Raw genomic sequence first — 15,637 nt, forward strand, 5'->3', positions numbered from 1 at the left:
CGATTAATGCGATGAGTTAGCTATTGTTATCATTAGAACCATCGTTTGGCTTATCTTCAAAGCCTGTGTTATCTGCCGTGGCATCAAACCCACGATCTTGGCCGAAGCCACCACGCTCAAACCCGCGCTCTTGACCTTGACCAAAGCTACCGCGTTCAAAACCACGGTCTTGACCTTGGCTAAAACCACCACGATTAAATCCACTACGACTCGATGCAAATCCGCGCTCTTCAAAGCCGCCAGCAGCAGGGTTGCTACCACGTTCAAAGCCACCGCCTTGATAACCAGTCGGTACTGCGCTCTGAGGCTGAGCACTTGTACCTGTCGTCGTACTACTACGCGGGTTACGCGCTGGCACGACTGTTGAAATGGCGTGTTTGTATACCATTTGGCTCACTGTGTTTTTCAGGAGAACAACATATTGATCAAATGATTCAATTTGGCCTTGTAGTTTAATGCCATTTACCAAAAAAATAGAGACAGGAATGCGATCTTTGCGCAGCGAGTTCAAGAACGGATCTTGTAAAGTTTGTCCTTTTGACATGAAATCTCTCCTAAATATTATATAGTTATGTTTTGAGTGCCAATTATTTTAAGTGTTAATTTAATTATAATGGCTAAAAGGTAGATACAATAAGGTGTTTTCTTTATAAAACGTATCTAAATAAATATTCGTTGCTCTTAAGTGATTCCACTTTATCGCGAATACGTTATTATTGTAAATAATTAAGTAACTAGTTGTTTCGTTAATGATTTCTGCCTACAAAAGTTCATAAACCAGACATCATAACAATGCTCAATGCACTGAGCCAAATTATAACAGCTATCTATGTCAATTTTTGAAACTAATTGTGTTGGCTATCATTGCACTTTAAGACAAGTACTCTCGTGCTTCGGCCATGGTTTCAAACGTTTGTAATATCATACGACTGCTAGCATCAGCCCCGCTCTCAGAGTCTGCTATCCCACTTGATGATGCACTGGGCAGTTGCATTACCTTTCTCAGCCACGTGTACTGACGTTTTGCTAGCTGTCTTGTAGCATATAATGCCTTATTTTGCATTTCCTGACAAGCAAGCGCCTCGGTCTCTTGGTTAGCCATGTTTGGTTGAGCAGCTGACTGAGCAACATTAGCTGGGATTTCTTCTCCGTTGACAGCTGTATGCTTGCCAAAAGCTTCATAAAATTGAGCTTTATCCAGATGAGTTTCGTCAAATATCGGATGATCAATGTGCACCAAGTATTCTAGTACTTGCCTGTAGCCCACACAGCGCATCGAAGGCATATTAGGCGTGAGCGGATACTTTTTTAGTAAGTCTATGACTTCAGTCACTAGTCCTTCATTCCACATGATATCTAGGCGTTGTTCGATACGATCATGTAGCCATGGACGATCCGGCATTACCGATAGCGCATGCCATTGCTGCTCTGGGTTATGGGCTAGGGCTTGCTTTGGCTTGCGCTGCCAGTCACTTATCGGGGTATTTGTTTGTAGATAGACTTCAACTGCTCGAGTGATACGCTGAGTATCAGTAGCATTCAAACGTTCATGACTTGTAGGATCTATACTACCCAAATAATCATATAGAGCACTAATACCTTCCTCTTGACGCCACTGCTCTACGCGCGCGCGTACGCTGTCATCGCTATCGGGCACAGGAGACAATCCATCGAGTAGCGCCATGTAATACATCATGGTGCCGCCTACTAATAATGGTATCTTGCCATTTCTATGACATTCGTCAATAAGACGAGCGACGTCACTGACAAACTCAGCCACACTGTAGCTTTGCATAGGATCAATGATATCGACCAAATGATGTGGATAACGCGCCAACTCAGCCACTGTTGGCTTGGCTGTGCCAATATTCATATCACGATATATCAGTGCTGAGTCCACTGAGATTAATTCAAAACGACCTGTATCGTATAGCTCGTACGCCAGTGACGTCTTGCCACTAGCAGTTGGTGCTATAAGACAAACCACGCTGTTATCCGCCAACTTGTGAGAGATGCTATCAGACGAATGTTGCATAAAGTGGCCTTTCATAATATATGGATAACTCAGATATCAATTGGTTTAATTGCTTTAAGATGTTGTAATTATTTTCAGATATTCAGGATAGCATTAGCTTTACTAAGCGGTGACTGTCTATCGCTTTAATAGCATTGTTCATGATTATTTCAGTAAGATCATTCACAAAAATCATTGAATCCTGTGCAGACATTTGCGTATTGACCGTCATAAGTTGTTGATTAACCTCAGTAGCACTATTTGGCAATCTATCTTTTTTGAATACTTGCTGACTAGAGGTAAGTGACTCAAATAGCTGGCTTATTTTAGACTGCCAATCTTTAGCACTTATCAGTACGTACTGCCTTTGGTGATAAAATAACAGCCAAGGTAGACTTTTATCCTCTGCGCTTGAGTCAATACCAATAGTTTCTATATCGTTGATGATATCTAAGCAAATTGGCAAAGATGCAGAGGGAACTGCTACAGCGGAATAATGTGACGTGCTGTTGTTACTGTTGTTACTTTGGTCTGATCGTTCATTGATATGAGATTGCACTGACTCGTGCAATGAAGGATTATTTGAAGATGATTGGTTTGCAGTAGACTGATAAGACTGCTTATTAGATTCTACTTGATTATTCTGCCTTCGGTTATTGCTAGACTGACTACTCGAGATGGGTATTTCAGAAGAACGACTTAGAGCAACATCATTACTTGTTCTTGCCACAGAAGTATATTGGCTGTCAGTTTCTGTCATCGCTACGGACGCAGATGCAGACTCAGATCCAAACTTAGCTACATCAATCGTTTTCAACTGCGTACGAACTGTATGGCCTAAGTGCGCCATAATATTATTCAATGGACTTATTTTGATACGTTGTTTAGATGGGTGTACATTGATATTTAACCATTGGGTTGGTAAATCAAAATACAGTGCATACCCCATACCTGCTAGCTGCGCACCTTGTGCCAGTTGACGTATTTGATTGCTAATCAATGCTTCTTTTACCAGTCTGCCATTTACATAAATCAGCTTTGGTAAATCAGTTTTTTCATGATGCAATGGCCATAACCAACCACTAATCGCTATCTGATTAACATTGCTATCATCATACGCTACAGACGACTGTATCAGACTCGACAAATCTATCGATATTGCTAATGCATTATCTGTCAATGCCATACCAGTCGCTTGTTCCAACCGCGGCAGTGGCAAACGGCTGTCATTGTTACCACTAATACCCGTAGCACTTGCAGATAATGATAGCCGCTGTTTATTGTCATGAAAAAGTGTTAAAGCAACATCGGCACGCGCCAGTGCGACTTCTCGGACAATCGTTTCGATATGACCGAACTCAGTAGCGATAGATTTCAAATTGCCACGGCGGGCAGGCACATTGAAATACAAGTCTTTTACGACAATCGTGGTACCGCGGTTATGAACAACTGGCAACAGTTTCGGTGTGTCATCCAATACGCCAGCGACCTGTAATTGACGACCGATACCGCTCTCATCATGACTACTGATTAAGGTCAAACGTGAGACAGCAGCCATCGCCGCTAACGCTTCACCGCGAAAACCCAACGTCGTAATACCATGCAAATTAGCAACGTCAGCAACTTTACTGGTCGCATGACGAGTGAGAGCCATGACCATGTCATCAGGATGAATACCGACCCCATTATCTACTACCTCAATTAGGCCCATACCGCCTTGAGTGATGCGCACCTCAATATTGGTCGCACCAGCATCGATGGCATTTTCCAGCAGCTCTTTGACCACTGCTGCTGGACGTGTCACCACCTCACCTGCTGCTAATTGATTGATTAGCAACGACGATAGTTTTTTGATGCGGGTATTAGGATGATTATCTGGCATAGATATATGTCATGTTTTTGGAAAGTAGCGATTGGTATAATTTAGATATTCATTTAGATGATAAGTTGCGATAGATCCAAGCCCTGCGCTTGACCTGCCTTTGACAGTCTCAACTGCACTTGGCGAGCTTCAGTGCCGTTATCATCGCTGACACTTTGAGTCATATCGATGAATAACGTGGGCGGCGGAAGATAGCTATCAGCGCGGCTAGCCCATTCGATGATGACTAACGCTTCAGGCTCATCCAGATACTCATCAAACCCAATAAAAGACAGTTCTTCTGGATCTTGCAGACGATATAAGTCTGCATGGTAAACTGGTTTGATCGAACCATCCTTTCGCTGAATACTGTAGGGCTCAACCAAGGTATAGGTTGGGCTTTTTACCGCACCTATATGACCAAGCGCTTGTAACCAATAACGCGTTAGTGTCGTTTTACCAGCGCCCAAGTCACCTGCCAGCCACACGCTACCTGTCAGTGCCAATGTTGATAACTGCTCAGCCAATGATTGAGTATCTTGCTCAGAGTTTAATATCAGAGTCTTTAAGTATTTGCTATTTTCTATAGATTGACTATCACACATCAGGCTGAACCTGCACTGTCTGTACCTGCATGGTCACAGTTGGATTGGTAAAGCTTTCACCGCGAATCAGTTTGGCATACAGCTCAGAGTCAGTCCACTCAGCACGAACCTGCTCACTGAATTCAAAATCTTCTAGAACTAGTTTACCCATTTGATCATTTGCAACATCATCAGCAAAGCACTGCGCATACCCTGTCGCCGTCTCGTGGGCAATCACTGAGTATACGCTGACATCTGCTTCACCATTTTGCATTTGTGTCTGACGTAGTATTTCTTGTGCCCAAAAGAATATTACTCGTGAAAACTGCTCTGCCGATGGCGAAACTGGTAGGCTTATCCAACGTGCGCTAAATTTCTTACACGCTGCGACATACTCAGGATCATCTTTGTTCCAAAAACAAATAGCATGATCAAAGCTATCGATAATGTCTTTGATAGAAGATTTTAGCAGACCAAAGTCATAAACCATTTGCCCATGGTCTAAACGAGTGGCCTCAAGGATCAGCTCGATCTGATAGCTGTGGCCATGAATCGAGTGCTTACAACGCTCAGAGCTACAGTTACGAACGATGTGAGCATTTTCAAATTTGAACAGTTTACGAATACGCATAATAATTTGACCAAAACAGTGAGCACTATGGTGCTAAATGTTAATAAATAAGAGTTTGCCGCGTTTATAAATCGGTTTATGACGCATTATAGCAAATCGCCATGTATCCGTAAGTAAGCACTTATTAATACAATGATTGATTGAACGAATCAATTGATAAACTAGGACTAACCGTATTGGAGTTGCTCGTCATTCTGCGCAAAGAACACTTAGCGAAAACCATAAACGATTTGAATCATACTTGAATCGTAGACGAATTGTGCGAGCGCTATCTATTACTAAAGCTTAAGCCTATACTCTATTCAGTAAACAGCTATGTTAGCTGTATTCACACTGTCTTAGATTCGCTTAACTTGGCGTCAAGAGTAGTGTGCAGTAAAAAAGGAAACGATTATGAGCAAAGGTCAAGATAGTAAGAAGAATGTTAAGAAAAAGCCTCTTTTGACTGCTAAAGAAAAGAAAGCTGCCAAACAAGCCAAGAAAGACGACAACGGTAGCATCCTAGGCAAACATTAATAATAAATACATTAATATGCCAATCTGACCTAATCGTTTGATTGGTATTTTTTTGGTTCGTCATTGGCTTTTAGCTAAGCCCTGTCTTTAATTAAGCTTAGGTTTTGATTAAGCTCCGCGCGGCGCAAACATAATAATCGCCATTCCTAATAGCGCAACTACCGAACCTACTATGTCCCACATGGTTGGTCGTATACCATTGACCGTCCACAACCATAAAATCGCCATGCATATATAAACACCACCATATGCAGCATAGACCCTGCCCGCAGCAGTTGGGTGTAATGACAGCAGCCAAACAAACGCGACCAAACTCAGCGCACCAGGTATCAGTAGCCAGATTGACTTGCCTTCTCGCAGCCAAAGATAAGGCAGATAACATCCTGCAATCTCAGCCAATGCAGTAAGCGCAAATAGCCCAACCGTCTTTAATTCTGTCAAAAATCACTACTCCTCGACCGTAATAAACCCAGTCAGATATGGTACAGCATTGCCAGAAATAAGCACTCTATCTCCTGTCACCACTTATAAAAAGCTATTTTTTCTAACATTACAGTCAAAATCACAGTAAAATCTATCATAACAAACAAACCTCTTGGATAACCATCTATCGAGGCCATACCGACATTGTAAATAGGAAGCTAGCACCATGATGCGTATTGGATTATTTTTATTAACCAACTTAGCAGTGATTGTGGTATTTAGCATTGTGTTCGGTATTTTATCGAGGTTTTTTGGAATCGGTGGTGTGCACAGCGCAGGTGGTCTTAACTACGTTAGCCTTGCCGTTATGTGTGGTATCTACGGCATGGTCGGCTCGATGGTGTCGCTATTTATATCAAAGTGGATGGCTAAAAGATCCACTGGTACGGTGGTGATAGAATCTCCACGCAACGTGACTGAGCAATGGCTGGTCGATACGGTAACGAGACAAGCACGAGCCGTAAATATCGGTATGCCTGAGGTTGGTATTTTTAATAATTCGCAGCCAAATGCTTTTGCGACTGGTTGGAATAAAAATAAAGCACTGGTAGCGGTTTCGTCTGGTCTATTGCAAAACATGAATCAAGATGAAGTCGAAGCCGTATTGGCACATGAGATTGGTCATGTGGCCAATGGCGATATGATAACCCTCGCCCTCATTCAAGGCGTGGTCAATGCGTTTGTAATGTTCTTTGCACGTATTGTCGGTAGTTTCGTTGACCGTACTGTGTTTAAAAACACCAGTGACCGCCCAGGTATTGGTTACTTTATTACCAGTATCGTAATGGATATTTTACTTGGGTTTTTGGCGTCTGCTATCGTGATGTGGTTCTCACGCTTACGTGAATTCCGTGCGGATCAAATGGGCGCAAAACTTGCCAGCCGCGAAAAAATGATCAGTGCGCTTGATGCGTTGCGTCCTTCTGCACAGCGACCGGATCAAATGCCTGAGAGTATGAAAGCGTTTGCGATTTCGTCTGGACAAACTCAAGGCTTTAGTATTGCCAACCTATTCCGTTCACACCCAACACTTGATGACCGTATTGCGGCGTTAAGAAATTATAATCTCAATCAAGACTAACTTGGGTTACTGTTTTATGATGTACTCTGAGCGTAATTTTTAGAATGAGTGGTTTTCTATAAGTTGCGCCATATTATGGGCAACAGGAATCATAATACTTCTGTAAGAAGTTCTCCAGTCTTTGAATATCTTGTGATTTTCAACTTAGATGGATAATCATTGCCAACTAAATTAAGTATATGTACAAGCATTTCTACTGTTATAAAAAATATTTTTTTATTTTTATCTCGATCAGAGGTAAAGTAGCAACAGGAAAGCCCTACACCATCCTCTATCACCACTTCAAATATATAGCTATGCACAAACTGGTTGCACAAAAATCTGAGATTTTTTGTTTCAACCCTTATATCATCTAAGTCGTATAGTTCGTTCATCTTGTGACTGTTAAGCATAGTCACGTTTTTCAAATTAGGACTCCAATTAAGATTTATTTTCAGTTCTCTAGTAGAATCACTTATTTTGGGAGTATCCATCAACTTTCTAATAGAATAAAAACTAATGAAAATATCTTTTTCAATTTCAACTAGGTCTTTTGGTTTTATATCTTTTAATTTGGAATATCTTTCTAAATTATTTGCACATTCTAGAAGGGATTCCTTCCAGTAGTAAGATTCTGAGATCAACTTATATACCTCCTAATTGAGTGAATAAGTATATTTAATATAAACAATGTAAGGTGCGATAAAGTATCTATCAGTACAAATTGATACGCGCGCTATCAGAAGTGTAAGTTAAGTTTTACTCAAATATGCTCTAACCACAGTAAACAGTAGCAAAAACATAATATCACCGCTAGCTCTCATTACTTAGACATAAAAAAGCCTGTCTCTAGTAGACAGGCTTTTCTAAATAACATTTGCTAATTAAATATCAAATTCAAGCGCTCTATCACCTTCGCTATCTTTGATACGCGTTGGCAGACCAATCTTGTTTAGTAGATTGATAAATGGTTTGGCATCTAGCTCTTCGACGTTGACCATTTTGCCTGCATCCCATTCACCAGTTGCGACTAGTATCGCAGCAGCAACAGGTGGCACGCCTGCGGTATAAGAGATACCTTGGCTACCAACTTCATTGTAAGCATCTTTATGATCTGAGACGTTATAGATAAACACTTCAGTCTCAACACCATTGATTTTGCCTTTGACTTTGTCACCGATACAGGTCTTGCCTGTATAGTTCGGCGCAAGCGAGCTTGGATCTGGTAGTACCGCTTTAACAACTTTTAGTGGTACAACTTCTTGCCCTTCAGCAGTCATCACTGGCTGCTCAGAAAGTAATCCTAAATTTTGTAGGACAGTGAAGACATTGATATAGTGCTCACCAAAGCCCATCCAAAAGCGAATGTTTGGTACATCTAGATTGGCTGACAATGAATGCACTTCATCATGACCGCTTAGATAGCTGTTTTGCACGCCTACAACTGGCAAATCATCAGTACGTTTAACTTCAAACATCTTGTTAGACTGCCACTTGCTGTCTTGCCAAGAGTAAACCGTACCGGTGAACTCACGGAAGTTAATCTCTGGGTCAAAGTTGGTCGCAAAGTATTTGCCATGACTGCCTGCATTGATATCAATGATATCGATATCCGTCACAGATCCTGCATCCATCATGTCATAGCCAAGACGCGCGTAGGCGTTGACCATACCAGGATCAAACCCTGCACCTAAAATGGCAGTGACATTGCTGTCTGCACAGCGCTCTTTACGTTGCCACTCATAGTTGTTGTACCAGGGCGGCGTCTCACAAATCTTACGTGGGTCTTCATGAATAGCCGTATCTATGTAGGCAGTACCTGTCTCAATGCAGGCTTCGAGTACGGTCATATTGATAAATGCCGAACCAACATTGATGACTATTTGTATTCCAGTATCTTGTATCAGCTGCACGAGTGCTTGGCTGTCCATCGCATCGACTTGATGCGTATGCAAGACCGCAGCCTGCTTAAAGCTGTCTTTTTCTTTTACACTTTGGGAGATGGCATCGCATTTGTCTTTTGTACGTGAGGCGATATGAATCTCACCAAGTACATCATTGTGCATCGCACATTTATGCGCGACCACTTGAGCGACACCGCCTGCTCCGATGATCAGTACGTCTTTTTTGTTGGGCTTAGCTTGTTGGTTTGTGTTCAATGAACAATCCTCCTTTGTGTCCCTGTCGATACCATTGATAGCGGCTATGCAAAACAGAAACGAGTGAATGATATGCGTGAATTAAAAAGGAAGACCGAGGAAAACCCACGCACCCGTCGGGCAAATAATACTCCATTATTTGCCCGACGCGATTATAACAATTTTTATTCCCTTATCGGTAAAAAATATGTATAAAAAGTAGAGATACTAAAATGTCTACTAATACAGGTTAAACCTTTGTTTTTTAAATATTAAAAATATAAACTCGACAATAGCATAGTCTTAAAAACTAAGGCTACTAAGGCTTAAGATAGGCTGGCTTTATAATCTTGATAATCAAACTCACGCTGGATATCGATACTGCCATCTAATCGGCGGATGACTATCGCTGGCATGTTGACACCATTGAACCAGTTTTTCTTGACCATCGTATAACCTGCAGCATTGCCAAAGGCGATCTTATCACCTATCTGAAGATTACTCGGTAATGCATACTCACCAAAGATATCACCTGCCAAGCAAGAACGGCCATAAATAATGGTATGGTCTGCCGACTCAGTATCAGCTTCAGACGGTGCAGCTTCTGCAGGATTGCCAATAGGCGCAATATCAGCAGCAGTATTATTGATCGCAGCAATCGGTGCTGACTCACGATAAATCAATAGATCAAGCATATGCGCTTCAATAGAAGCATCAACGACTGCTAGGTTTTTTTCGTTATGCATGGTATCTAACACAGTAGTTACCAACGTACCCGCACCATGGATGCTTGCTTCACCTGGCTCAAGATACACTTGCACGCCATAGGTTTCGCTAAACGTTTTCAAACGTGCAGCCAATTTTTCTAATGGATAGCCAGGCGCGATAAAGTGGATACCGCCGCCCAAGCTCACCCACTCAAGTTGCGCTAAGATACCACCAAATCTAGCTTCGATATCAGCCAAGCTTTCACTAAAAGCTTCAAAACTGTCATTTTCGCAATTGTTGTGAATCATAACGCCAGTGATATCGCCAAGTACTGCTGCGATTTTATCTTTATCGTGCTCACCAAGACGGCTAAATGGACGCGCAGGATCAGCAATCAAAAACGATGAGTTGCTGGTCTTAGGGTTGAGTCGTAGACCTACAGGTATATTTTGCGCGGCGGCTTGCGCTTTAAAAGCGTTGAGCTGTGAGATTGAGTTAAAAATGATTTTATCCGCATAGTTCAGCACTTCAGGGATCTCGTCTGCACTATAGGCGACGCTATAAGCATGCGTTTCTTTCTTATCTTGGCTATTGGCATCATCGTTATTACCAAAGGTCTCATAGCCTAATCTGACTTCGTTAAGTGAAGATGAAGTCGTGCCATGCAGATAAGGCTGCATCACATCAAACACGCCCCATGTGGCAAAGCACTTTAGTGCCAATAGTGCTTTTGCACCAGACAGCTCACATAGCCTAGCGATGATTTTCATATTGGCGACGATGGCCGCTTCATCAAGCACGTAGTAAGGCGTTGATGGCAATGACGCGTTGATAGAATTCTCTAGATTTTTTGCATTCATAATAGATTACCTAATAGACACTCTGCTGTTGCTATCTTGACAGACAGATATAAATATTTGCGCTATAGTAGACTAAATTCATCATAATTAGAATATCTTATGGCACTCTCAACCGATTATTCCACCTCAGCCAGTCGATCCCATTCATCACAATTGGATCCGAAAAACATAGATTTGACTTATCTAGATCCTGATGCGCGTACCGTGTTGGATTTTTGGTTTGATAAAAACAATGAAGCGTACTGGTTTGAACAAAACGATCGTTTTGATAAGCAAATACAAGATAAGTTTGGCAGTATTTGGGAAGCAGCGAAACAAGGCGAATGTGTCACTTGGCGTATCGCAGAATCATCATTGGATGGTAATAGCTCGATAACGGCATTGGCAGGACGCTTGGCAGAAATTATTGTGCTAGATCAGTTTTCACGTAATTTATGTCGCGGACAAGCAAGTGCATTTGCACAAGACGGTATGGCCTTAGCACTCGCCCAAGAAGCCATTCAACAGCCTTATTTTGATACTCTACCAATGCAATGGCGTAGATTTATTATCATACCGTTTATGCACTCTGAGTCGGCCATGATTCATAAGCGTTATTTACCGCTATTTGAACAATTAGATGATGCAAACACATTAGCTTTTGAACATCGTCACAAACAAATCATTGATCAATTCGGGCGATATCCACATCGCAACGAGGTACTAAATCGCGACTCAACCGAAGATGAAAAGAACTTTTTAAAACAGCCTAATTCATCATTTTAGGCCACATTCCTAGTATTGTATGAAGATAATCAAAGTTATTACACAAAAAGAAGGTCTGAGCCATATCACTGGTTCAGACCTTCTTTTTTACGACAAATATTTAGAGAGTATTAGATACTTATCAGTAATTTACCTTACCAGTAGTAAACGTAAATGACTGCTGCTCTAATGTTTTATCGTCAACCAAAATATCGAAGCTGACCTTATATTCGCTATTACCATAAAGTCCACAATTACCACCTTTATTACTACCTGATTCACAGCTTTTGAGCGCATCCGTTAATGGCAAAATAAATGCTTCATTCGTTGGTAGCGCATAATTCGTACCTTTGTACGGATCATTGTCAGAATCAAGCAATTGAATCGGCACATCTATATTGCGCTGCACATCTCGGAATTTAACGTTACTCACTTTAACTTTATCAGCGGATGGCATGTTGATATAAACCGGCTGTCCGATAGGATCAGTACGCAAATTGCGCCCAGAGCCTCTGACTGGATTTGGGGTTTCGTTATAAAGTGCAGTGACTGTCCCCATCACATCTTGACATGGGTACGTAAAAACACCTTCAAGCGTTTTATTTGCCGTGGTTTTTGTCCCTGCAGCATTGCTTACCAAAACATAGCCTTTGTTGTTAGCAGCATTTTTACCACTAGGCGTATAGGTAACCACTCCTGTTCCTACTACACCTGAGGTTGGCAACATTAAAGAGCGTAGATGATAAGGCGCTGACAACAACGACTTTGCCATAGAGCTTGCCACGGCTTCTGTACTTAAAAAATTGCCTGCCGAACTGTAATAGACAGACTGGGCAATGTTTTCAGTGACACCATATTGAGAATTGCCATAGTCTGCATTGATCAATCGATCTGCCAGATCTAATCCACTGAAAAAAGGATTGTTAGAACCTGTCACACTAGCAATATCGCTGATCTCATTTTCAAAATGCGCGTTAAAGCTGGTTGGCGAGCTATTAGCAAATACATGTTTAATATAATTTGCATGCTGAATAGCAATATCATCTAGTTCTGTATCAACGGATAAACCATTTAGACCACAGCTGGTTCTTGCTAGACTGAACTGATTATTTGCACTCAGTGCTGCTTGTACATTATTGTCAGCTGACCCATTACCATCAACGTTAGGAATACCACCATTTTGTTCAGTTGGTGTCGCTATAATCGGAGCAGAAATAATTGGTTCCGACGTTGTTGGCTGGGCTGTTTCATCACTTTGTGAACTGTCTGGTGTATTAGCAGATGTAGAACTGCTATCAGAATCACCACCTCCACCGCACGCGCTGAGAAATATTGTTAAAAATAGCACTGCCGCAAGATTTTTCTGAGAAGTATAAGAAGTCATCGCTCATCCTATAAAATAATAACCTGTTTGTGAAAAGCAATGAGAATAAAAATCAGCTACAGGGTTGTTAGTGATTGATTTAACAGTGTTTTATTTCAATATAATATCTATTGTATTACAAATTATGAACTTTTGCTCATTATTTTGTAAAAAAACCTGCTACTCGCGATTGCAAGTAACAGGTTTCTTTTTAGAACTATAAATCAACACTAAGCTTAGGCTGTTTTTAAGGCAAAGATATCATGTATAAAGTACGATTATTTTGTCTCCGCTATACAGTCACTTTTTCATGAACACGTTTCTATAGTCACTTTTCTATAGCCACTTGTTTATAGCTACTGTATTTCTAGCGCTTTTCTTACTGGTGCAAAACTACGTCTATGCGTTGATAAGACACCATGTTTTTCGATCGCTTCCATATGCGCGCGCGTCGGATATCCTTTGTGTTTGGCAATACCGTATTCCGGATATTGAGCATCCAGTGTATACATTGACTCATCACGACTTACTTTTGCCAATATACTGGCCGCTGCAATACTAGTATGGCGTGCATCGCCTTTTACCCACGCTTGGCAATCAATCGCAGATGGCGCTATCTCTAAATTTTTAAAACTATCATAGTTCAAATCAGGGCAACGATTTCCATCAAACAGTACTTCGATTTTTAATTGATTGAGCGACGTGCTGTTATCATTTCCAGTAGTCGAGAATTTTTCAAAAATTACTTCTAGCAATGATTCAGTACATAAGCGCATACCAAGCATCGTTGCCTGCAAGATGTTCACTTGGTCGATCACTGCTGCCGGTATATCAGCGACGATATAGCCGATAGCATGCTGCTGAACCAATGGATAAAGGATATCGCGCTTTTTTTCACTCAGTTGTTTGGAGTCTGTCAGTATCGACAACGGCGTGTCTTTAAGCGGTTGTTCCTCAATCAATCCTGACCAAGTCGCAGGTAATATTGCCGCCGCCACATTGACGCTGCCTAGTAATGGCCCACGTCCTGCTTCATCAACGCCGATTTGTAGTATTGATTGCTCTGTCCCTTGGTTACCATTAGTCAGATATTGAGTAATCAACTCAGCGGTATTCATTTGCCCATATAAACGTATGGGCGCTGCTAACTGAATATATTGTCCTTTGACATCAATTTGCTCAATATTGATGTCAATTATTTGAACTGGGCTTTCTGTACTGTGTTGAATATGCATAATATTAACAGGTCTTTCTCATTTAATTAGGATTAATAGTATCGGTATTTTGGATAAACCACTGTTCAATCACGCTGTTTGCAGGCTCATGGTTGCTTTGCTGTTGTAATGACTGCTTTGTCACTAGTAAGTCGTGTAATTGCTCGGCATAAGCGCGTGGTTGCAGCAATCGCATTACGGTGCGGCAAATATTGTCACCGCTCGCCTGCTCTTGAATCAGCTCAGGTACGATTGGCGCATTAGCCAATATATTAGGCAATGCCACATATGGTACTTTTACCAGACGCTTGGCTATTTGGTAAGTTAGCTGATTTAATTGGTATACCACTACCATCGGACGTTCAAGCAGCATTGCCTCCAGCGTTGCTGTCCCAGATGCTAGCATCACGATATCTGATGCTGCCATAGCATGTTGGCTAAATTCTGGCTGGGTATCATCGTAAACCACAACGATTGCCGCACGTAGCTGTTCTGAGCGTTGGTCGATCACTTCTTGCACGATATATTGATGGTTTTGATCGACTGTTGGAATGATGAAGCATAGCTTAGGATCTAACAGGATTAACTTTTGGATACCATCAAGCATCAATGGCAAAATAGCTGTAATTTCACCGCGTCTAGATCCTGGCATCACACAAATAAGCTGACTCACATCATCGAAGCGTTCGATGAAGAACTGCTGCAACCCATCGTTGTCCCAAACGAGCTCACTGCGACGTTGATTGATTGGTATATCGATTAGGTTCTGATCAATGGTTCGTAGTAAGGGATGACCCACACAGATCGCTGGATGGTTATGTCGCTCATAAACTGGCAACTCAAATGGGAATAGGCATAGCACCAAATTGGTCGCCGCTTTAATATTATGGATACGCGACTCGCGCCACGCCCAGATAGAAGGACTGACGTACTGCACACAGAACACGCCTTGGGGCTTTAGTTTTTTGGATACTCGTAAATTAAAGTCAGGCGCATCAATACCGACGAACCAATCAATATTAGCAGCCTTAAATGCGCTCAGTAGCTCGCGGCGCGCTTTGAGCAAATCGGGTAGCTGCGACATGACTTCGACCAGACCCATCACTGCCAAGCGCTCTAACGGAAAAATACTCTGTAGCCCTTGCGCTTGCATTTTTGTACCGCCTACGCCTACCCAGACAATATCATCACGTAGATTATTCATTTGCCGCATAAAATCTGCGCCTAAGCTGTCACCAGATATCTCACCTGCGACGATGCCTATCACTAGCGGCGTAGCATTTATATTTGGTACTTGAGAATCCGTCTCGGCTTGATGAATGAGGTCAGTATGGTGATGAGACGTAGCAGAATCTGTCATGACAAGCTCTCGATATTAGAAATACACAAAATAGAATAACCGTTATTATAAAATATAACGTAATAAATCAGCGATATGCCCTTATGAATAATATTCGCACT

At 41.7% G+C, this 15,637-nt stretch carries 15 protein-coding genes; 3 read left to right on the forward strand and 12 right to left on the reverse strand.

Annotated elements, in window-relative coordinates:
• Positions 1-16 precede the first annotated feature (16 nt).
• From hfq to AK824_RS07825, 5 genes are all read right to left on the reverse strand, one after another.
• Complete coding sequence (hfq, locus tag AK824_RS07805; protein ID WP_057760449.1) at positions 17-544, reverse strand: RNA chaperone Hfq; 528 nt, start codon at positions 542-544, stop codon at positions 17-19.
• A 327-nt stretch (positions 545-871) separates the two neighbouring features.
• Entirely contained in the window at positions 872-2,035 is a 1,164-nt protein-coding gene (gene miaA, locus AK824_RS07810) for a tRNA (adenosine(37)-N6)-dimethylallyltransferase MiaA (protein WP_057760451.1), read from the reverse strand.
• An 82-nt stretch (positions 2,036-2,117) separates the two neighbouring features.
• Entirely contained in the window at positions 2,118-3,896 is a 1,779-nt protein-coding gene (gene mutL / locus AK824_RS07815; protein WP_057760454.1) for a DNA mismatch repair endonuclease MutL, read from the reverse strand.
• Positions 3,897-3,949: 53 nt separating this feature from the next.
• The gene (gene tsaE / locus AK824_RS07820) at positions 3,950-4,480 is read right to left on the reverse strand and encodes a tRNA (adenosine(37)-N6)-threonylcarbamoyltransferase complex ATPase subunit type 1 TsaE (protein WP_057760456.1); all 531 of its coding nucleotides are present in this window, start codon (positions 4,478-4,480) and stop codon (positions 3,950-3,952) included.
• Positions 4,473-5,090: a 6-pyruvoyl trahydropterin synthase family protein gene (locus AK824_RS07825; protein ID WP_057760458.1), complete on the reverse strand. Its 618-nt coding sequence runs from the start codon at positions 5,088-5,090 to the stop codon at positions 4,473-4,475. Before AK824_RS07825 ends, tsaE begins: the two co-directional genes overlap by 8 nt.
• Positions 5,091-5,483: 393 nt before the next feature.
• Here AK824_RS07825 and AK824_RS13750 point away from each other — a divergent pair, with 393 nt between their 5' ends.
• Complete coding sequence (locus AK824_RS13750; RefSeq protein WP_021815223.1) at positions 5,484-5,606, forward strand: hypothetical protein; 123 nt, start codon at positions 5,484-5,486, stop codon at positions 5,604-5,606.
• Between the two features lie 108 nt (positions 5,607-5,714).
• Here AK824_RS13750 and AK824_RS07830 read toward each other — a convergent pair whose 3' ends face one another.
• A complete protein-coding gene (locus tag AK824_RS07830) occupies positions 5,715-6,047 on the reverse strand; it encodes a YnfA family protein (protein ID WP_057760460.1) in 333 nt (110 codons plus the stop codon).
• A 208-nt stretch (positions 6,048-6,255) separates the two neighbouring features.
• Between AK824_RS07830 and htpX the strand changes: the two genes are divergently transcribed.
• Positions 6,256-7,170: a protease HtpX gene (gene htpX / locus AK824_RS07835; RefSeq protein WP_057760463.1), complete on the forward strand. Its 915-nt coding sequence runs from the start codon at positions 6,256-6,258 to the stop codon at positions 7,168-7,170.
• An 89-nt stretch (positions 7,171-7,259) separates the two neighbouring features.
• Here htpX and AK824_RS07840 read toward each other — a convergent pair whose 3' ends face one another.
• The 3 genes from AK824_RS07840 to AK824_RS07850 form a co-directional block, all read right to left on the reverse strand.
• The gene (locus tag AK824_RS07840) at positions 7,260-7,793 is read right to left on the reverse strand and encodes a hypothetical protein (RefSeq protein ID WP_057760465.1); all 534 of its coding nucleotides are present in this window, start codon (positions 7,791-7,793) and stop codon (positions 7,260-7,262) included.
• A gap of 240 nt (positions 7,794-8,033) precedes the next feature.
• Positions 8,034-9,308 carry a saccharopine dehydrogenase family protein gene (locus AK824_RS07845; protein ID WP_057760467.1) on the reverse strand — a complete coding sequence of 425 codons (1,275 nt, stop codon included), beginning with the start codon at positions 9,306-9,308 and terminating at the stop codon, positions 8,034-8,036.
• A 305-nt stretch (positions 9,309-9,613) separates the two neighbouring features.
• Positions 9,614-10,855, reverse strand: coding sequence for a carboxynorspermidine decarboxylase (locus tag AK824_RS07850; RefSeq protein WP_057760469.1), 1,242 nt, complete (start codon positions 10,853-10,855; stop codon positions 9,614-9,616).
• Positions 10,856-10,954: 99 nt separating this feature from the next.
• On the opposite strand from AK824_RS07850, the gene AK824_RS07855 reads away from it, so the two are divergent.
• Entirely contained in the window at positions 10,955-11,620 is a 666-nt protein-coding gene (locus AK824_RS07855; protein WP_082624604.1) for a DUF924 family protein, read from the forward strand.
• Between the two features lie 121 nt (positions 11,621-11,741).
• Here AK824_RS07855 and AK824_RS07860 read toward each other — a convergent pair whose 3' ends face one another.
• The 3 genes from AK824_RS07860 to lpxB all read right to left on the reverse strand — a co-directional run bounded on the left by AK824_RS07860 (position 11,742) and on the right by lpxB (position 15,536).
• Positions 11,742-12,983 carry a CAP domain-containing protein gene (locus AK824_RS07860; RefSeq protein ID WP_057760471.1) on the reverse strand — a complete coding sequence of 414 codons (1,242 nt, stop codon included), beginning with the start codon at positions 12,981-12,983 and terminating at the stop codon, positions 11,742-11,744.
• 335 nt (positions 12,984-13,318) lie between these two features.
• Positions 13,319-14,197, reverse strand: a complete 879-nt coding sequence (locus tag AK824_RS07865; protein ID WP_057760473.1) for a ribonuclease HII — start codon at positions 14,195-14,197, stop codon at positions 13,319-13,321.
• Positions 14,198-14,219: 22 nt separating this feature from the next.
• Positions 14,220-15,536 carry a lipid-A-disaccharide synthase gene (gene lpxB, locus AK824_RS07870; protein ID WP_057760475.1) on the reverse strand — a complete coding sequence of 439 codons (1,317 nt, stop codon included), beginning with the start codon at positions 15,534-15,536 and terminating at the stop codon, positions 14,220-14,222.
• Positions 15,537-15,637 lie beyond the last annotated feature (101 nt).

The sequence above is a fragment of the Psychrobacter sp. P11G3 genome, from assembly GCF_001435845.1.
Taxonomy (GTDB): domain Bacteria; phylum Pseudomonadota; class Gammaproteobacteria; order Pseudomonadales; family Moraxellaceae; genus Psychrobacter.